Here is a 19,028-nt window from a genome sequence, read left to right as displayed (position 1 = left end):
TCAGCCCGCCAGGAATTATTAGTCGGGGAGAATCATGCAAGCCAAGGACAGGTGCAGGCAAGTGAATGAGGTGAAACGATTATGCAAAGGCGATGCTTGAAGCCCCCACAAGTTGTGTGCGGACAGCAGCACCGGTGATCAAAGACTGGCGAGTTGTAATGTGGAGGGAGCTTGCTCGCGAATATGGCGGGTCAGTTAACAGATCAAACATCCCGCATGCACAACGCCCGACCTCCAGACACCCCGGACCCGGTGGGAGCTGCTGTGAACTGGAGGTTACGACAGTGGCGAAGCGGTGGTTCAGGCAGTTCGATGCTGGCTGACACGCCGCCTTCGCTGCCGTCGTGACCTCCGGCGTCTCCCACAGNCTGGAGGTTACGACAGTGGCGAAGCGGTGGTTCAGGCAGTTCGATGCTGGCTGACACGCCGCCTTCGCTGCCGTCGTGACCTCCGGCGTCTCCCACAGGATTCGCGGCGTGTGCATGAACAGCGCCCGACTCAAAACATCCCACATGCACAGCGCCCGATCTCCAGACACCCCGGACCCTGTGGGAGCTGCTGGAGGTTACGACAGTGGCGAAGCGGTGGGTCAGGCAATTCGATGCTGACTGCCACGCCGCCTTCGCTGCCGTCGTGACCTCCGGCGTGTCCCACAGGATGTGCTGCGTTTGCATGAACAGCGCCCGACTCAAAACGTCCTGTTTGCTGCGTTTGCCTGAACGGCGCCCGACTCAAAACGTCCTGCATGCACAACGCCCGACCTCCAGACACCCCGGACCCTGTTGGAGTTGCTGGAGGTTACGACAGTGGCGAAGCGGTGGGTCAGGCAATTAGATGCTGACTGTCACGCCGCCATCGCTGCCGTCGTGACCTCCGGCGTCTCCCACAGGATCCGCGGCGTTTGCATGAACAGCGCCGGCCTTCAAACGTTTCGCGTGAAAAACTCGGACCTCCAGACACCCCGGACCCTGTGGGAGCTGCTGGAGGTTACGACAGTGGCGAAGCGGTGGTTCAGGCAGTTCGATGCTGGCTGACACGCCGCCTTCGCTGCCGCTGGAGGTTACGACAGTGGCGAAGCGGTGGTTCAGGCAGTTCGATGCTGGCTGACACGCCGCCTTCGCTGCCGTCGTGACCTCCGGCGTCTCCCACAGGACTTGCTGCGTTTGCATGAACAGCGCCCGACTCATTGCCTGACGCCCTGCATTCGCGAGCAAGCTCCTTCCCACGGGTCATGTGTCTTACGTGGAAGGTTTGTAGCTCGGCTCTTACACGCGGAAACGTGTCACGACCAGATTCAACTCCCCGGCCAGGCGCGACAGCTCGTTGCTCGATGCGCTGATCTGGTTGGCCCCGGACGAAGACTGCAGCGACAGATCGCGGATGTTGACGATGTTGCGATCCACTTCCCGCGCCACTTGCGCCTGTTCCTCGGCGGCGCTGGCGATCACCAGGTTACGCTCGGAAATCTCATGAATCGACGAGGTGATACGCGTCAGCGACTCACCGGCGCCTTGTGCCAGCTCAAGGGTTTCCGAGGCCCGTGAGCGGCTGACCAGCATCGATTCGAGCGCTTCGCTGGAACCGCTGCGCATGGTGGTCACCATCTTGTCGATTTCCAGCGTCGACTGCTGCGTCCGGTGCGCCAAAGCGCGGACTTCGTCGGCGACCACGGCGAAGCCCCGCCCCGACTCACCGGCGCGTGCGGCTTCGATCGCGGCGTTCAGCGCCAGCAGGTTGGTCTGCTCGGCAATGGAGCGGATCACGTCCAGCACCTTGCCGATGTCCTGAGACTGATCGGCGAGGTTCTGCACCAGTACCGACGTGTGTTGCACGTTGCTGGAGAGGTTCTGAATCGAGGTCACGGTTTCGATCACCCGCGCCTGGCCGTCCTGGGCCGCGTCGTTGGATTCACTCGAAGCCTGTGAAGTGGAAACCGCGTTGCGCGCGACTTCCTCGACCGCCGAGGTCATCTCGTTGACCGCCGTCGCGGCTTGCTCGATTTCGGCGTTCTGCTGATGCAGCCCGCGATGGCTGTCTTCGGTGACCGAGTTCAGTTCGGTGGCCGCCGATGCCAACTGGCTCGCGGAGTTGCCGATCAGGCTCAGGGTGCTACGCAGGTTGTTCTGCATCTGTTGCAGGGCGTGCAGCAGGCGAGTGACTTCGTCCTTGCCTTCGACGCGAATGTCGTGGGTCAGATCGCCCTTGGCCACGAACTCGGCAGCGCTTACCGCTTCTTCCAGAGGCAGGATGATGCTGCGAGTCAGCCACAACGCGAGGATCACGGTGGCCAATGCCGCGATCAACACGAACACCAATACCACCGTGCGCGACTGCACGTATTGCGATTGGGCCGCCACGCCTTCCCGTTCAACCTGGCGCGAATAGAAATCCGCCAGATCGCCCAGCTGTGAACCGGAGTTGTCGACTGCGGTTTTCATGTCGACCAGCAGCAGTGTGTTTAGCGCCTTCAGATCGCCGCTTTCCGCCAGCACGAACGACTGCGCCAGGCCACGCTGATAATCGGCGAGCGTGCCGCGAAACTTGTCGTACAGGCCTTTTTCTTCAGGGGTGTCGATGAATGTGTCGAGGCTCGTCAATTTGTCGCTGAGGACCTTGGCCCGAGCGTCCATCTGGCCTTTGTAGACGCTGACGTTCTTGGGGTCGGTGTCCAGCGCCATGCGCAGAGAGATCGTACGAATGCGCAACATCGCCTCGCGGATGTCGTTGACCAGACGCATGCTCGGCATCCAGTTGCTCTCGACCGCGACTTCACTCTGGCGAATGGTGGACATCTGCGTCAGGGCAAACCAGCCGAGCAATGCGACAAGCAGGGAGATAAGCGTGAATCCAAGGCCCGCGCGGCGGGCGATGGTCAAATTGCGTAGGTTCATGACCGTTGGCTCGTTGTTTTTAGTGGCAGTGGTCGTAAAAGTCGTCGTACGACTATCGGATATCGACGCCTCTCAGGGCTTCTTGAGGGCTCGGCTTCATGAAGTTTCCGAACAGCTGTTCGAGAAAACTTCGAACCTGACGCCGTGGCGCGGTCTAGACCTATTAGTCGATAAACACGAAGGAGACGACGCCATGCATCTGGAAGGTTCATGCCATTGCGGCGAGGTGGAGTTCAGTCTGACCAGCGCCCACCCCTACCCTTATCAGCGTTGCTACTGCTCGATCTGTCGCAAGACCCAAGGCGGTGGCGGCTATTCGATCAACCTGGGCGGCGACGCGAAAACCTTGAAGGTGAAAGGCAAAAGCAGCATCGCCATCTATCACGCGAAGATGAGGGACGAGCACAATCACCACGTCCACACCAGTAGCGCCGAGCGGCACTTCTGCAAACACTGCGGGAGTGGGCTGTGGCTGTTCAGCCCAGAATGGCCGGAGTTGATTCACCCGTTCGCCTCGGCCATCGACACGCCCCTGCCGACCCCGCCGGAACACACGCATTTATTGCTGGACTCCAAGGCGTCGTGGGTCGAGGTAGAAGCCGGGCCGAAGGATCAGCAGTTCGAGCAATACCCCGAAGAGTCGATTGCCGACTGGCATGAGCGGCTGGGGTTGGAGCGCTGAGCAGATTCTCTGAACCTCTTCGCGTGCGGCCTACTCCCAAAAGAAAGCCTGGGAGTAAGTCACATGCCAATGCATCGAGTCGCGAGCCTGGCCGATCTTCGTCGAGATCGCGGCATTCAGGTTGAAGTGGGCGAGACGAAAGCGGTGCTGGTTCGGCATGGAGAAGAGGTACGCGCCTATCAGGCCGAATGCCCCCACGCAGGTGCGCCACTGGCGGACGGCGCGGTGTGCAACGGCCATCTGATTTGCCCTTGGCACAAAGCCGAGTTTTCAGTCGAGGACGGCCATCTGTGTGAACCACCGGCGCTCGATGGACTGATCCGCTACCCGACCCAAGTCATCGAAGACCAGATTCATGTGGACGACCAGCCCATGCGGCCCGAGCCAGAAGTGCTGCCTGACGACGACCGATGTTTTATCGTCATTGGCGCGGGCGCTGCGGGAACCGCCGCTGCCTGCGCATTGCGAGAAAAGGGCTTCAACGGACGTCTGCAGTTGATCGACCGGGAAACCGATCCTGGGTACGACCGCACAGCTCTGAGCAAATTTGTCATTGCCGCCGACATGCGCCCCGATGAAACCCCGCCGCTTCGCGAAAACGATTTCTATCACAACAACCGAATCGAACGGATTCAGGGCGAGGTGATGAAATTGGACGTCACCAACAAACGCCTGACGCTGGCCGACGGACGTCGTTTTGCCTACGACGCAGCGTTGATTACCACCGGTGGAGAGCCTCGTGCCCTACCGCTGATTGGCGCCGATCTGCCGCAAGTGCTGACCCTGCGCTGCCGTGACGATGCGAAGAAAATTCTCGCCGTCGCCAAACCCGGGCGCCATGCACTGATCGTCGGCGACAGCTTCATTGGCCTGGAAGCGGCATCCGCGTTGCGCAAGCATGGGCTCAACGTGACGGTAATCGCGCGCCACGAAGTGCCCTTCGCCGAACAACTGGGCGAACGAATCGGCAAGGCCATTCGCGCGTTGCACGAAAAAAACGGAGTGCTGTTCCGCACCCACGTCGACGTCACTCGTTTCGAAGGCGATGGGCACAAAGGCAAGAAGCGTTTGCAGACCGCCGTACTCAGTAATGGCGAGCGGCTGGCGGTGGATCTGGCGCTGATCGGCATCGGCGTCAGCCCGGCTACTCAATTTATCGATGGCCTCGAGCTGGAAGAAGACGGCTCGCTTTCGGTGGATTCCGGCATGCTGGCCGGCAAGAGTTTATGGGCCGCCGGGGATATCGCCACCTTTCCTGTCAACGAAAAACCACAGCGCATCGAACACTGGCGCCTGGCCCAGCAACAGGCGCGAATCGCTGCCAGCAACATGCTCGGTGGCGACCAGCATTACACCGACGTGCCGTACTTCTGGACCTACCATTTTGAAAAGCGTCTGGATTACCTCGGGCACGCTGAAGAGTGGGACGACATCGTGTACCTGGGAGAGCCGGAGTCCTTCGAGTTTCTGGCACTGATCTGCAACCAAGGTGTAGTGGCCGCAGTCGTCGGTTGCGAGCGCGAGCGTGAAGTCGCGCTGTTGGCCGAACGGATGAAACAGCCCTTGTTCAAAGATGAAGCGCTGATGTTGATCAGGCAAATGAGTGAGTGCGCGTGAACACGCGCAAAGGAGAACAGGCAATGCCAAAAGAATCCAGCCGCGAAGACCTCGACCACAAGCCGGAAAACGCGGGCAAGGTCGGCGAGCAGCACAAACAGGCGAATCAGGAAGGTGAGCAACCTCGCCATCCGACGCCACCCGAGGGCGGCGAACGCGACAAGGACGGCAATCACAACAAACCCTGATCGCCTCGGATTACCCCCTGCTGGCGGCCTGCTGACGATTGCAGCGCCGTCCGCAACGGCGTGGCTTTTCGATCTCGACCGCCTTTTCGACCTTCAACCACCAGGCCTCAGCGCGGCTTGGATACTGAACGTAGAACGGCTGGCCCATCTCCGGCGTGGTGATGGAAATACTGCGATCCCAGGCCAAGGCCAGAATGCGGTCGAAGGGCTCGTGCCAGGCGTGCATCGCCAGGTCGAACGTGCCGTTGTGAATCGGCAGCAGCCATTTGCCACGCACATCGATGTGCGCCTGCAGCGTTTCTTCGGGCTGCATGTGCACGTCCGGCCAATCGACGTTGTAGGCGCCGGTTTCCATGAGCGTCAGGTCGAACGGGCCGTATTGCTCACCAATCAGCTTGAACCCGGTGTGATAACCGGTATCGCCACTGAAGAATATTCGCTGCTCACCGTCGATCATCACCCACGAAGCCCACAACGTCTGGTTGCCGTCCTTCAGACTGCGGCCAGAGAAATGCTGCGCCGGGGTAGCGACGAAACGAATGCCCTGGATTTCAGTGGACTGCCACCAGTTCAGTTGCTGCACCTTCTCTGCAGCCACGCCCCATTTGATCAGCGTGTCGCCCACGCCCAACGGCGTAATGAAGTGCTCGGTCTTGTCCTTGAGCACTTGGATGGACATATGGTCCAGATGGTCGTAGTGGTTGTGCGAGAGAATCACGGCCTTGAGTGGCGGCAGGTCTTCGAGGCTGATCGGCGGCTGGTGAAAGCGCTGCGGCCCGGCCCATTGAATGGGTGAGGCGCGCTCCGCGAACACGGGGTCGGTCAGGAAGTATTGGTTGCGCAGTTTCAACAAAACGGTCGAATGGCCCAGGCGATACACCGTGTTGTTTGGCGCCGCCAGCAATTGCTGGCGGGACAACGGCTGAACCGGAATCTCACCTACCGGGCGGGTATGGCGCGGTTTGTTGACCATGGCATTCCAGAAAATGCGCAGTGTCTTGAGGAACCCGGAGCGCTGCATCGGCTTGTGATTGAGATAACGGCCTTCTTGCCGGGACAGGACAGGCAATGCGGGAGCGGTATCGAGGTTTTTTTCGATCGAGGCCATGATGTGCTGACTCCATGAAACGGGTGGAGGATTCTGCAACGGCGAGCGCATTGCAGAATGTTGCATACGACGCGTAGAAGTAAGCGGGAAGTTGTAACAGTGTTTTACACTACACAGTGTAGTTTCTAGCTTGCACGATCGTCAAAGAGAAGTAAACTGCTCGGTGTAATTTTCTTGCCGGGATCGTTTCCCGGTCCGCTATATCCTCTAGAAGCGAAGCCATGACTGCCCCCCTGCGACTGACCGACCGAAAACGTGAATCCATTGTTCAGGCAGCGATTGCCGAATTCCGCGACAACGGTTTCGAGGTCACCAGCATGGATCGCATCGCGGCGCGGGCCGAGGTTTCCAAGCGCACCGTCTACAACCACTTCCCCAGCAAGGAAGAGTTGTTCGCCGAAATGCTGCAGCGATTGTGGGCCAGCGCCACCGCCCAGCCGGAAGCCGTTTATCGGCCCGCCATGGCGCTGCGCGAGCAGTTGCGCGACCTGCTGAACGCCAAGATGCAAACCCTCGGCGACAGCAATTTTATCGATCTGGCACGGGTCGCGATCGGCGCCACGATTCACTCCCCCGAACGCGCACAGACCTGGGTCAACCGCCTCAACGAGCGCGAGGAAACCTTCACTGTCTGGGTGCGCGGTGCCCAACAGGATGGGCGCCTCAAGGCTGTCGATCCGGTGTTTGCCGCGTCGCAGATCCATGCCCTGCTCAAGGCGTTTGCCTTCTGGCCCCAGGTGACCCTCAACAAGCCGCTGCTGACGCCGGAAGAACAGGTGACCGTGGTGGAGTCGGCGCTGGATCTGTTCCTGTGCTGGTACGAGATCCCCGCCAACCGCCCCTGCGCTTAACGTTTGGCCGCAACGACCCGATCGACGATCTGCTGACGCACCACCAGCCCCGGCGTCGCCCTTTCGGTGGCGATGGCCAGCACGTGAGCCGGCGCGGTATCCGGGCGACCCGCGTTGAAAGGCGGCGCGGGCGCATATTCCAGCTGCAGCTGGATGGTCTGGGATTTATCGGCATCGAAGATTTCGCTGATCAGCGTCAGGGCAAAGTCGATCCCTGCCGTGACACCGCCGCCGGTCATCAGGTTGCCATCACGGACCACGCGTTCCTTGACCGGGATCGCGCCGAACTTTTCCAGCAGACCGTGGGACGCCCAATGGGTGGTCGCGCGCTTGCCTTCCAGCAGGCCAGCCGCGCCGAGTACCAACGCGCCGGTACAGACCGATGTCACATATTGCGCGTTCGACGCCTGGTGCTTGATGAAAGCGAGTGTTTCCGGGTCCTCCATCAGCGCGTCAACCCCCACGCCGCCGGGTACGCAGATCACGTCAAGGTCCGGGCAGCTTTCGAAGGTCTGGGTCGGCGTCAGCGTCAGCCCGCTGCTGGACTGCAGCGATTCGAGGTTCTTCCAGACCAGATGCACAGTGACGCCGGGCATGGTGGCAAAGACGTCGTAAGGGCCGGTCAAATCCAGTTGTTGGACCTTGGGAAATACCAGCAGGCCGATGTGCAGGGTCATAAGAGGTCACTCCTTCGCATGTGATTCTGTGTGTGTGTGGACGAATTCACTGTAGCCAGATACGCTCTGGCGGATACGCCATAACACCCACAATTTCCGCCAACCTCAATTACAAGGCCGAGCCATGTCCGATCAGCCTCGGCCGATACACATTCTGGCCTTCCCCAATGTGCAGTTGCTCGACGTCAGCGGGCCATTGCAAGTGTTCGCCTCGGCCAACGTGCAGATGCAGGAAAACGGGCAGGCGGCGCCCTACTCCCCCATCGTCATTGCGCAGCAGGACGGCAGCATCGTGTCGTCGGCAGGACTTGGCCTGCACACCCATCCGCTGCCAAAAACGCCTTCGGACACGCTGATCGTCGCGGGTGGGCGCGGCGTACACATCGCTCTGCAAGATCCGCAACTGTTGCAGTGGGTTCGGCAACAGGCCGGCAGCGCGCGCCGGGTAGCATCGGTCTGCACCGGGGCGTTCATGCTGGCCGAAGCGGGCGTGCTCGACGGGCACCGCGTGGTCACCCATTGGGACAGCTGCGACGAACTGGCCCGGCGTTATCCGGCACTGCACGTCGATCCCGAACCGATCTTCATCAATGAGGACTCACTGTGGACCTCGGCCGGGGTGACAGCGGGCATCGACCTGGCGCTGGCACTGGTCGAGGCTGATCTGGGACGCAACATCGCCTTGGCGGTGGCGCGGGATCTGGTGGTATTCCTCAAACGGCCGGGCGGTCAGTCGCAGTTCAGCACGGCGCTGTCGATGCAGCACGCTACCCGCAGCCAGGACAGCCGCTTCGGTGATCTGCATGCGTGGATTCTCGACAACCTGGCGAGCGATCTTTCCGTTGCCACCCTCGCCGCTCAAGTGGGCATGAGCGAGCGCAGTTTCGTGCGCCATTACCGCGCCCATACCGGCAACACCCCGGCGCGGGCTATCGAGCAGTTGCGTGTCGAAGCGGCGCGACGGTTGCTCGGCGACAGCGCGCTGCCGATCAAACGGATTGCCGATCGTTGCGGGTTTGGCACTGAGGAGACCTTGCGCAGGAGCTTCTTGCGCGCCGTGTCGGTGACCCCACAGGCTTACCGGGAGCGGTTCAGCACCGGTTGAGCACTTTCAATAGCCCGAGGGCGCGACCCCGAAGGCACTGCGGAATGCCCGGTTGAAATGGCTCTGGTCGTAGAAACCAACGGCCATGGCAACCTGAGCAATCGACGTCTCAGAGCGCGCGAGCAAGGTACAGGCCCGTTCAAGGCGCAGGCGCACCAGCCAGGCGTGAGGGGTCATGCCAACGGTGTGTTTGAAGCGACGCAGGAACTGGAACCGACTCAAGTCGCAGAGCTGCGCCAGTTGTTCGAGGGTGATGTTGTCCTGGATGTGCGCGTGGCAGAAATCGCGAACCTGCAGCCAGTGGGCGCGGGACAGCCCACCCTCGATCTCCAGCGCTTTGTGTTCGCTGGTCTGCCGGATCAGATGCTCCACCAACTGCAGCCAGTTTTCATCCACCGCCAACTGCGCCCGGCCCTGTTGCATCGCGCCGTGCAACCGCAGCAAGTGCCTCGACAACTGCGGCTGCTCGATCACCGAGCCCACCCAGCGGGCTTCTCCGCGCCGGCCGCTGACTTCCTCGTTCAGACCATCGATCACCCCTGCGGACAAGCGAAACGTCTTGAGCACGTAGCCTTCGCCATCGACCCCGGCACCGTCATGAATCTGCCCCGGCGGCATGATTGAAATCCGCCCCGGCGCCAGCACCTGTGCCGCGCCATTGAAGCGCTGGCGTTGTGCGCCTTCGGGGATGACGCCGATGTGATAGTCCAGATGGTAATGCGGCGCGAAGCGGTATTCCGAAAACCGCGCCTCGCCCAGAACCAGACCAGGCATGGCGGGCGCACGGTGATAGCGGACGTGGTCTTTCATGGCAGGCGCCTGAAGCTTCGGTGAGTGGGTTGGACACATATAACCCGCGTGCTTGCAGGCGTCTTGTACTTTATTGCAGCAACCCTCGGAGCTGTAGGGATGAGAAATTAATTTTCATTAATTGATATTTTTATACGTTTTCGTGTAATTTAATTTTCATCACGAAATCAGAGATAAAAATAATGCCTGCCTGTGATCGTCGTTCCCCGACCCGTATTTCACCTTGCATCTCCTTAGCGACACCCTCTGCCGAGACCGTTTTCACCGCTTGCCTGCGCGTGGGCTGACACCCGCGCCGCCAAGCCCTGACTCTCACCAATCTCTGCAAGGAACCGTTGCATGCCACCGTCTACCGGGCTGTCCCTGTTGGTCTATGCCGCCATCGCGATCATCGCCCTGATCGTGTTGATCGCGCGCTTTCGTCTCAATCCCTTCGTTGTCATCACGCTGGTTTCGGTGGGCCTGGCGCTGGTCGCCGGCATGCCCGCGAACGCGGTGGTCGCCTCCTATGAAGGGGGCGTCGGCAAGACTCTCGGCCATATCGCGTTGGTCGTTGCGCTGGGCACCATGCTCGGCAAGATGATGGCCGAATCCGGCGGCGCCGAGCAGGTAGCGCGGACCTTGATCGACCGCTTCGGCGAGCGCAATGCGCACTGGGCCATGGTCTGCATCGCGTTTCTGGTGGGTTTGCCGCTGTTCTTCGAAGTCGGCTTCGTATTGCTGGTGCCGATTGCCTTCACCGTAGCGCGTCGAGTCGGGGTGTCGATTCTGATGGTCGGCCTGCCGATGGTCGCCGGCCTGTCGGTGGTTCACGCCCTGGTCCCGCCGCACCCGGCAGCGATGCTGGCGGTGCAGGCGTATCAGGCGTCGGTCGGGCAGACCCTGTTCTACGCAATCCTGATCGGTATCCCGACGGCGATCATCGCCGGCCCCATTTACGCCAAATTCATCGTTCCGCGCATTCAGCTGCCGGATGAGAACCCACTGGCCAAACAGTTTCTGGACCGCGAGCCGCGCAAGCAATTGCCGGGATTCGCGATCACCATGGCGACCATTCTGCTGCCCGTTCTGCTGATGCTGCTGGGTGGCTGGGCCAATCTGATTTCCACGCCGGGCAGCGGCTTGAACAGCTTCTTGCTGTTCATCGGCAACTCGGTGATCGCCCTGCTGCTGGCGACCTTGCTAAGCTTCTGGACGCTGGGCATCGCGCAGGGTTTCAATCGCGACTCGATCCTCAAATTCACTCAGGAATGTCTGGCACCCACGGCGAGCATCACCTTACTGGTGGGCGCCGGCGGCGGGCTGAACCGGATTCTGGTCGACAGCGGCGTGACCAACGAGATCGTCGGTCTCGCTCAGGACTTCCACCTGTCACCGCTGCTGATGGGCTGGTTGTTCGCGGCATTGATGCGGGTCGCCACCGGCTCGGCAACCGTGGCGATGACCACCGCGTCCGGCATCGTCGCTCCCGTGGCCATGGGCCTGGGTTATCCGCACCCCGAATTGCTGGTACTGGCGACCGGCGCGGGTTCGGTGATCTTTTCCCACGTCAACGATGGCGGCTTCTGGCTTATCAAGGAGTACTTCAACATGACCGTGGCGCAAACCTTCAAGACCTGGACGGTGCTGGAAACGCTGATCTCCGTGATCGCGTTCGTCCTCACGCTCGGTCTGGCGCAGGTGCTCTGAGTGGACATTCTTTACCAGATCCGCGCGCGTCAGGATTCGTTCAGCGCTGGCGAGGGCCGTATCGCAAAACTGATTCTCAGCGATGTCGCCTTTTCCGCCAGCGCCAGCCTCGACGAACTCGCCGCCCGCGCCGAAGTCAGCAGCGCCACGCTGTCACGTTTCGCGCGCACGGTTGGCTGCAAGGATCTGCGCGACCTGCGCCTGCAACTGGCCCAGGCCAGCGGTGTCGGCAGTCGTTTTCTCAACCCTGAGCAGGCGCCGGAACAATCGGCTTTTTTCACGCAGATCGTCGGCGATATCGAGTCGACCTTGCGTCAGCATCTGGCCGGTTTCGACGACGCGCGTTTCAAAGCGGCGGTCGCCCTGCTGACCCCGGCACGCATGATCCACAGCTTCGGCATGGGCGGCTGTTCCAGCCTGTGCAGTGAAGAATTGCAGACCCGCCTGGTGCGCCTCGGCTACCCCATCGCCGCCAGCCGCGACCCGGTGATGATGCGCCTGATCGCCGCGACCCTTGGCCCCGACCACAGCCTGATCATCTGCTCATTGAGTGGCCGCACCCCGGAACTGCTGGACGTTGCGCGGCTGGCACGCAGCTACGGCACGAGGATCCTGGCGATCACCCTGCCCGACTCGCCACTCGCCGATCAGGCTGACGTGGTATTGCCGCTGCAGATCGCCGAAACCAATTTCATCTACAAACCCACGGCGGCGCGCTACGGCATGCTGCTGACCATCGACGTGCTCGCCACCGAACTGGCGCTGATCGCCCCTGACGACAATCAGGAGCGGCTGCGGCGTATCAAACTGGCCCTCGATGACTACCGCGGCGGCGCCGATGGCCTGCCGCTTGGAGACTGAACCATGCTTTACGACCTGATCATTCGCGACGCGCTGGTGATCGATGGCAGCGACACACCGGGCTATCGCGCTGACGTTGCCATTCGCGACGGGCGTATCCAGCAGATCGGCGAATTGAGCGGCGCCTCGGCCAGCGAAGAAATCAATGCCGCTGGCCGTGTATTGGCACCGGGATTTATCGACGTGCACACCCACGACGACACCGTGGTCATTCGCCAGCCGCAAATGTTGCCGAAAATCACTCAGGGCGTGACGACCGTGATCGTCGGCAACTGCGGCATCAGCGCATCCCCTGTGACATTGGCGGGCGATCCGCCTGACCCGATGAATCTGCTTGGCCCGGCCACGGCCTTCGTCTATGCGCGTTTCAGCGATTACCGCACTGCGGTGGAAAAGGCACGCCCAGCGGTCAACGTCGCGGCGCTGATCGGCCACACCGCGCTGCGCAGCAATCATCTGGACGACCTGTTCCGCACGGCGAAAGCCGATGAAATCGCCGCGATGCGCGAACAGCTGCGCGAGAGCCTGCAGGACGGCGCGCTGGGGCTTTCCACCGGTCTGGCCTACGCCTCGGCTTACTCGGCTGAAACCGACGAGGTCAAGCAACTGGCCGAGGAGCTGACGGCCTATGGTGCTGTATACACCACACACCTGCGCAGCGAGTTCGAGCCCGTGCTGGAAGCCATGGACGAAGCTTTCGACATCGGTCGCCACGCGCGATCGCCGGTTGTGATTTCTCATCTCAAGTGCGCGGGTGCAGGCAACTGGGGCCGCAGTCCGCAGCTATTGGCATCGTTGGAAAAGGCCGCGCTGACTCACCCGGTCGGCTGTGATTGCTATCCCTACGCTGCCAGTTCCTCGACGCTGGATTTGAAACAGGTGACCGATGCTCATCGCATCACCATCACCTGGTCGACGCCGCATCCGGACCAGGGCGGTCGCGACCTCAAGGACATCGCCGCCGACTGGGGCCTGTCCCTGGAAGACGCAGCTCGCAAGCTGCAGCCAGCAGGCGCCGTGTATTACGGCATGGATGAGAATGACGTGCAGAGCATCATGAAGCACCCGCTGTCGATGATCGGCTCGGATGGCCTGCCGGAAGATCCGTTCCCGCATCCGCGTCTGTGGGGCGCATTCCCACGGGTCCTGGGGCATTTCAGCCGCGATATTGGATTGTTTCCCCTGCACACCGCCGTCCACAAGATGACCGGCCTGACCGCCACTCGCTTCGGCCTGCATGAACGCGGGTTCGTGCGTGAGGGTTACTGGGCGGATCTGGTGCTGTTCAACGCTGAAACGGTGCGCGATGTCGCGGATTTCAAAGAGCCAAAACGCGCTGCCGAAGGCATCGACGGGGTTTGGGTCAATGGGCACTTGAGTTACGCCGACGGTAAACCGCAGGGCGAACGACAAGGCAGGTTCCTGCCTCGTGAAGGCTCGTTGGTCTCAGGATTCAAGCCAGTCTGAATGCCGAACGGATTTCGGGAACATGAACCTGTGGAAGGGAGCCTGCTCGCGAAAGTAGCGGTACATTCGACACATTTCTGTCGGTTGTACCTCCTTCGCGAGCAAGCTCCCTCCCACATGGAGCGCGGCGCCTCAAGTCTCGATATTCGGCATATGAGCCGTGTTTACCCCACCACCACCCCACGAACCTCACCAAACCCGATACTCACCTCACCCTCCCGGCGGCACCGCGCCTTGAGAATCACCTCATCACCTGCCTCAAGGAACGTGCGGGTCTCGCCGCTCGGCAATTCGACCGCGTGTTTGCCGCCTTCGGTCATCTCCAGCAGGCTGCCCAACTGCCCGGTTTGCGGGCCGGACAACGTACCGGTGCCGAACAGGTCTCCCGGTTGCAGCTTGCAGCCGTTGACGCTGTGATGAGCGACCATCTGCGCCACGGTCCAGTACATGTTCAGCGTATTGCTCAACGCCAACCGCTGCGGCGCCATGCCCTGCTCTTTCATCTGCGCCGTCAGCAGCAAGACTTCAAGCTCAATATCCAGCGCACCCTGCTGCTGGTCCTGCTCATCGAACAGGTAGTCCAGCGGCTTCGGGTCACCCTCCGGCCGTTGCGGCTGCGCGCTGCGAAAGGGCGCCAGGGCTTCGGCCGTCACCACCCAGGGTGAGATGCTGGTGGCGAAGCTCTTCGACAGAAACGGCCCAAGCGGCTGGTATTCCCAGGCTTGCAGATCACGGGCCGACCAGTCATTGAGCAGGCAAAAACCGGCGATATGCTCAGCAGCATCGGCGATTGAGATCGCCTCGCCCGTTGCGTTGCCCTGCCCCATCCACACGCCGACTTCCAGTTCATAATCCAGCCGCTTGCACGGCCCGAAGGTGGGAACTTCGGCCCCGGGGGCCAGGGTCTGGCCGTTGGGCCGTTTGACTGGTGTGCCCGACACACACAGCGTTGAAGCCCGACCGTGGTAGGCGATCGGCACGTATTTGTAGTTAGGCAGCAACGGATTGTCCGGGCGGAACAGCTTGCCGACATTGGTCGCGTGATGAATACCCACGTAGAAGTCGGTGTAATCGCCCACCTGCGCCGGCAGGTGCATCTGGCATTCGCTCATCGGCTGCAGCAGGGTTTTACCCAGCCCTTGCAAGCGTTCGCGCTGCGGGCTGTTTTCCCCCAGCAAGTGCAGCAGTTCGGTTCTTAATGCCTTACGCGACGATGGGCCCAAGGCGAATAAGTCGTTGAGTTGGCCGCCACTCGCCGCCTCGGCCGCCAGTCGAGCGGCGCCGTTGAACAGGCTGGCGTCGAGTGCAGCCTGCAAATCGAAAATGAAGTCGCCGATGGCTACGCCGCCGCGCTTGTCCTTACCCATACCCGTGCCCGGGTGACTGAACACGCCAAACGGCAAGTTCTGCAGCGGGAAATCAGGGTGATCGTTGGCAGACGTCACCCAACTGCGCGGGTGCTTGAAAGTGCTCATCGTTGGCTGTCCGTATCGAATGGTTTGAAGGTTCTGGCGATGCCGTTCCAGCAGGCATCGTAGTCACTTTGCAATTGCGGGCATTCCAGCGCGTGGCGGCTGGGACGCAGAACTTTGCCGGTCTCGAACATGAAGGCCATGGTCTGTTCGATCTTGTGCGGCTTGAGGTCCGCAGCCATGGCTTTCTCGGCAGTGGCGTTGTCCGGGCCGTGGGCGCTCATGCAGTTGTGCAGCGACACACCGCCGGGCATGAAACCTTCGGCCTTGGCGTCGTAGGCGCCGTCGATCAGGCCCATGAACTCGTTCATGAGGTTGCGGTGGAACCACGGCGGACGGAAGGTGTTTTCCGCCACCATCCAACGCGGCGGGAAGATCACGAAATCGACGTTGGCCTGACCGTGGGTCGCACTCGGCGAAGTCAACACAGTGAAAATCGACGGGTCCGGATGGTCGTAACTGACGGTGCCGATGGTGTTGAACAGGCGCAGGTCGTATTTGTACGGCACGTTATTGCCGTGCCAGGCGACCACGTCGAAGGGCGAATGGTCCAGCTGTGCAGCCCAGAGTTCGCCGAGGAATTTCTGCACCAGTTCGGTGGGCTGCTCGCTGTTTTCGAAGCAGGCAACCGGCGCCTGAAAATCCCGGGGGTTGGCCAGCCCGTTGCTGCCAATCGGCCCCAGGTCGGGCAGGCGCAATGCACAGCCATGGTTCTCGCAGATGTAGCCGCGGGCCTCGCCGTCGAGCAATTGCACGCTGAATTTCAGGCCTCGTGGCAACACCGCGATTTCCTGCGGCTCGATGTCCAGCAGTCCCAGCTCGGTGATGATGCGCAAACGCCCCTGCTGCGGGACGATCAGCCATTCGCCATCGGAATTGAAGAACGCGCGCTGCATCGAACGGTTGGCTGTGTACACATAAACGCTGACGCCTTCGGCCTGATCCGCTGCCGAGGTGCTGGCAAGGGCAATCAGGCCGTCGATGAAATCGGTCGGTTCAGCGGGAACATCGAAGGCGTTCCAACGCAAGCGATTGGGAGTGATCGGACCTTGCTGCTGGCCGGTGATCTGTCGTTCAAGACGCTGGAATCGGGGGTGGGCCGCCGAGGGCTTGATGCGGTACAGCCAGGTGCGCCGGGCTTCTGCGCGAGCAACGGTAAAGGCTGTGCCGGAGAATTGTTCGGCATAGAGCCCAAGGGGATGACGCTGCGGCGAGTTCTGCCCGGTTGGCAAACCACCTGGCACGGCCTCACTGCTGAATTGATTGCCGAAGCCGGATTGGTATCGCAAGGCTTCTGACGCAGGTGCTGAGAACATCTCGACCTCTTGTTTTTGTGTTGTCGACTTCGACTGGCGTTTTGAAGCAGCCCGGCGTGCCGGCGGCATCGACCTCAAGCGCCACCACCGGCAAGCCGGAGTGCTACAGGTCATCCTGCGACCCCGCACTGCTTTTTACGTAATCAGGTTACGCATAACGTAATTTGAGTTTGCCGGACGGTCAAGCTATAAAGCAGCCTTTCCAGACCGGCGCACGCCTCGCTCATGACTGAAGAATCCGCAAATCCTCCAGGCCCGCGCCAACAGAAAGTGCAGTCCGCCGAAGTCGGCGTGGGCATTCTCAAGGCACTGGCCGAACTCGCGCCGGCCACCTCGCTGTCGAAACTCGCCGAACACGTCGCCATGCCCGCCAGCAAAGTGCATCGCTACTTGCAGGCACTGGTGGACAGCGGTTTCGCCGAGCAGGACCCGGTGACCAACCACTACCGCCTGGGACGCTCGGCGTTGCAGGTCGGTCTGGCAGCCTTGAGTCAGCTGGATGTATTGAAAACCTCCGCGCCAGAACTCATCGCGCTGCGCGACAACCTCAACGAGACCTGCTTTCTCGCGGTCTGGGGCAACAAGGGGCCGACCGTGGTGTACGTCGAGCAATCCCTGGGCGCGGTGACGCTGGTCACGCAGATTGGCTCGGTGTTGCCGCTGCTCAGTTCCTCCACGGGCCTGGTGTTCGACACGTTCCTTTCCAATGCAGAAACAGCCGCATTACGTGAAGTGGAGTCCACATCGCTGAACGCCAGACAGCTCAAGGAAATAGAACGCCACATCAAGGAAATCCGCAGCACCGGCGTGCACCAGATCCACGGTCTGTTGATGGCAGGGGTCAACGCGGTGTCTTCTCCGGTATTCGCCATGGGCAACAAACTGGTGGGCGTCGTCACGGTGGTGGGTTCGGCGTCGGTGTTCACCGATGAACGCCAGGCCGGCGCGGCGCAGAAGCTGTTGAGCACCGCCCAGGCCATCAGTGCCCGGATGGGCGGTGAAATGCCCAAATCTTGATCACGCAAGTGTTCCAGCAGCAGTCCGGCTTGCCGGCGATGGCGATCTTAAATGAGTCTCCGCCGGCAAGCCGGACTGCTACACAGATGTACGGTATACCCAGCGGCTTAGCTGGGCTGCGCAATCAATCCGCGGTTAAAACCCCGCGCCGCAGTTGATCGCGCTCGATGGATTCGAACAACGCCTTGAAGTTGCCTTCACCGAAGCCGTCATCGCCCTTGCGCTGAATGAACTCGAAAAATACCGGGCCCATCAGGGTTTCCGAGAAGATCTGCAGCAGCAGTCGTTTGTTGCCCCCTTCCGAATTGCCGTCCAGCAGAATGCCCCGGGCCTTCAATTCGCTTTCCGGCTCGCCATGATTCGGCAAACGACCTTCGAGCATCTCGTAATAGGTCTCCGGCGGTGCGGTCATGAAGCGCATGCCCAGCGCTTTCAGACGGTCCCAGGTGTCGATCAGGTCTTCGGTGAAGAACGCCACGTGCTGGATGCCTTCACCGTTGAACTGCATCAGGAATTCTTCGATCTGCCCGGCGCCCTTGGACGACTCTTCGTTCAACGGGATGCGGATCATGCCATCCGGCGCAGTCATGGCCTTGGAGGTCAGGCCGGTGTATTCGCCCTTGATGTCGAAGTAGCGAATTTCGCGGAAGTTGAACAGCTTCTCGTAGAAGTTCGCCCAGTAGGCCATGCGGCCTCGATAGACGTTGTGGGTCAAGTGATCGATGAACTGCAGGCCCGCGCCTTGGGGATGACGCTCGACACCTTCGATGAACACAAAATCGATGTCGTAGATCGACGTGCCTTCGCCAAAACGGTCGATCAGGTACAAGGGTGCGCCGCCAATGCCCTTGATCGCCGGCAGACGCAGCTCCATCGGGCCAGTACCGATTTCGATGGGCTGTGCGCCCAGATCCAGCGCGCGTTTGTAGGCCTGTTGCGAATCCTTGACCCGGAACGCCATCCCGCACACGGAGGGACCGTGCTCAGCGGCGAAGTAGGATGCTTCGCTGTGAGGTTCGTTGTTGAGGATGATGTTGATCGCGCCCTGGCGATACAGCGCCACGTTCTTGGAGCGGTGATTGGCGACTTTGGTGAAGCCCATCATCTCAAAGACGGGTTCAAGGGTATTGGGGGTCGGCGAAGCGAATTCGATGAATTCGAAGCCCATCAGGCCCATCGGGTTTTCATAGAGATCAGTCACGGTCTTGCTCCTGCTAAAAAGTGAAATGCACAGCGGCGCGAATCACAGTTCAGCGGGTGGCGCACAGGGAATGCCC

At 61.0% G+C, this 19,028-nt stretch carries 16 protein-coding genes; 9 read left to right on the top strand and 7 right to left on the bottom strand.

The features are described from left to right. Positions 1-1,265: 1,265 nt before the first annotated feature. The gene (locus BWR59_RS28395) at positions 1,266-2,891 is read right to left on the bottom strand and encodes a methyl-accepting chemotaxis protein (protein WP_081569006.1); all 1,626 of its coding nucleotides are present in this window, start codon (positions 2,889-2,891) and stop codon (positions 1,266-1,268) included. A gap of 193 nt (positions 2,892-3,084) precedes the next feature. On the opposite strand from BWR59_RS28395, the gene BWR59_RS28390 reads away from it, so the two are divergent. The 3 genes from BWR59_RS28390 (at position 3,085) to BWR59_RS32505 (ending at position 5,378) form a co-directional block, all read left to right on the top strand. Next, complete coding sequence (locus tag BWR59_RS28390) at positions 3,085-3,573, top strand: GFA family protein (protein ID WP_081569005.1); 489 nt, start codon at positions 3,085-3,087, stop codon at positions 3,571-3,573. 63 nt (positions 3,574-3,636) lie between these two features. After that, positions 3,637-5,190: an FAD-dependent oxidoreductase gene (locus BWR59_RS28385; protein ID WP_081569004.1), complete on the top strand. Its 1,554-nt coding sequence runs from the start codon at positions 3,637-3,639 to the stop codon at positions 5,188-5,190. 23 nt (positions 5,191-5,213) lie between these two features. Further along, positions 5,214-5,378: a hypothetical protein gene (locus BWR59_RS32505; protein ID WP_168184545.1), complete on the top strand. Its 165-nt coding sequence runs from the start codon at positions 5,214-5,216 to the stop codon at positions 5,376-5,378. 10 nt (positions 5,379-5,388) lie between these two features. On the opposite strand, the gene BWR59_RS28380 is transcribed toward BWR59_RS32505, so the two are convergent. Then, positions 5,389-6,486 carry an MBL fold metallo-hydrolase gene (locus BWR59_RS28380; protein ID WP_081569003.1) on the bottom strand — a complete coding sequence of 366 codons (1,098 nt, stop codon included), beginning with the start codon at positions 6,484-6,486 and terminating at the stop codon, positions 5,389-5,391. Positions 6,487-6,707: 221 nt separating this feature from the next. Between BWR59_RS28380 and BWR59_RS28375 the strand changes: the two genes are divergently transcribed. Next, entirely contained in the window at positions 6,708-7,337 is a 630-nt protein-coding gene (locus tag BWR59_RS28375; protein ID WP_081569002.1) for a TetR/AcrR family transcriptional regulator, read from the top strand. On the opposite strand, the gene BWR59_RS28370 is transcribed toward BWR59_RS28375, so the two are convergent. Then, positions 7,334-8,014 (bottom strand): DJ-1/PfpI family protein, encoded by a 681-nt coding sequence (locus BWR59_RS28370; RefSeq protein ID WP_081569001.1) that lies wholly within the window; start codon positions 8,012-8,014, stop codon positions 7,334-7,336. The two genes, BWR59_RS28375 and BWR59_RS28370, sit on opposite strands and share 4 nt — an antisense overlap. A 124-nt stretch (positions 8,015-8,138) precedes the next feature. Between BWR59_RS28370 and BWR59_RS28365 the strand changes: the two genes are divergently transcribed. After that, entirely contained in the window at positions 8,139-9,119 is a 981-nt protein-coding gene (locus BWR59_RS28365; RefSeq protein ID WP_081569000.1) for a GlxA family transcriptional regulator, read from the top strand. A gap of 6 nt (positions 9,120-9,125) precedes the next feature. Here BWR59_RS28365 and BWR59_RS28360 read toward each other — a convergent pair whose 3' ends face one another. Continuing rightward, positions 9,126-9,929: an AraC family transcriptional regulator gene (locus tag BWR59_RS28360; RefSeq protein ID WP_081568999.1), complete on the bottom strand. Its 804-nt coding sequence runs from the start codon at positions 9,927-9,929 to the stop codon at positions 9,126-9,128. Between the two features lie 339 nt (positions 9,930-10,268). Between BWR59_RS28360 and BWR59_RS28355 the strand changes: the two genes are divergently transcribed. The 3 genes from BWR59_RS28355 to BWR59_RS28345 are packed head-to-tail and all read left to right on the top strand — an operon-like array spanning position 10,269 to position 13,946. After that, a complete protein-coding gene (locus BWR59_RS28355) occupies positions 10,269-11,618 on the top strand; it encodes a gluconate:H+ symporter (RefSeq protein ID WP_081568998.1) in 1,350 nt (449 codons plus the stop codon). Beyond that, positions 11,619-12,479: a MurR/RpiR family transcriptional regulator gene (locus tag BWR59_RS28350; RefSeq protein WP_081568997.1), complete on the top strand. Its 861-nt coding sequence runs from the start codon at positions 11,619-11,621 to the stop codon at positions 12,477-12,479. Between the two features lie 3 nt (positions 12,480-12,482). After that, positions 12,483-13,946, top strand: coding sequence for a D-aminoacylase (locus tag BWR59_RS28345; RefSeq protein ID WP_081568996.1), 1,464 nt, complete (start codon positions 12,483-12,485; stop codon positions 13,944-13,946). Positions 13,947-14,110: 164 nt separating this feature from the next. Here BWR59_RS28345 and fahA read toward each other — a convergent pair whose 3' ends face one another. Together fahA and hmgA are read right to left on the bottom strand one after the other, a co-directional pair. Beyond that, on the bottom strand, positions 14,111-15,421 hold the full coding sequence (gene fahA / locus BWR59_RS28340; RefSeq protein WP_081568995.1) for a fumarylacetoacetase: 1,311 nt from the start codon (positions 15,419-15,421) through the stop codon (positions 14,111-14,113). Then, entirely contained in the window at positions 15,418-16,734 is a 1,317-nt protein-coding gene (gene hmgA / locus BWR59_RS28335) for a homogentisate 1,2-dioxygenase (protein WP_081568994.1), read from the bottom strand. Before hmgA ends, fahA begins: the two co-directional genes overlap by 4 nt. Positions 16,735-16,959: 225 nt before the next feature. Here hmgA and BWR59_RS28330 point away from each other — a divergent pair, with 225 nt between their 5' ends. Then, positions 16,960-17,751, top strand: a complete 792-nt coding sequence (locus BWR59_RS28330) for an IclR family transcriptional regulator (protein WP_081568993.1) — start codon at positions 16,960-16,962, stop codon at positions 17,749-17,751. 124 nt (positions 17,752-17,875) lie between these two features. On the opposite strand, the gene hppD is transcribed toward BWR59_RS28330, so the two are convergent. Beyond that, positions 17,876-18,952: a 4-hydroxyphenylpyruvate dioxygenase gene (gene hppD / locus BWR59_RS28325; protein WP_081568992.1), complete on the bottom strand. Its 1,077-nt coding sequence runs from the start codon at positions 18,950-18,952 to the stop codon at positions 17,876-17,878. Between the last annotated feature and the right edge of the window lie 76 nt (positions 18,953-19,028).

Source organism: Pseudomonas sp. Bc-h (assembly GCF_002080045.1).
GTDB lineage: Bacteria > Pseudomonadota > Gammaproteobacteria > Pseudomonadales > Pseudomonadaceae > Aquipseudomonas.
Note: the sequence above shows the minus strand (reverse complement) of the source record. Positions and strands in the feature narration are given on the sequence as shown.